The sequence below is a fragment of the Bacillus cereus group sp. N11 genome (assembly GCF_016483605.1).
Taxonomy (GTDB): domain Bacteria; phylum Bacillota; class Bacilli; order Bacillales; family Bacillaceae_G; genus Bacillus_A; species Bacillus_A toyonensis.
On the sequence record NZ_JAEHBN010000102.1, the window covers coordinates 1 to 238 of the forward strand.

Below are 238 nucleotides of genomic sequence, written 5' to 3' on the forward strand. Positions count from 1 at the left end.
GTAGAAACGTCTCCGCGTACGCCAGGTCCCATTGAAGCAGCAACACTTGCATTCTTCATGTAAGTACATTATGCAGCAGCTGGCTTAGCGATTTGTAGCGTGTCAGCAAGTGTTTTGAAGTTTTCTACTAGTTTAGCCTCTGCGAAAGATACTTTACCGCTTGGAGCGGGGATGTTACCAGCTTTATCCACGCGGTATTCAACTTTTCCAGCTGTGATTTCGTTACCAGCTTTAGTTA

At 45.4% G+C, this 238-nt stretch carries 1 pseudogene; it reads right to left on the bottom strand.

Features of this window, described 5'->3' with window-relative positions:
* A pseudogene (locus JDS98_RS29865) lies at positions 1 to 238 on the bottom strand (50S ribosomal protein L1); the annotation flags it as partial.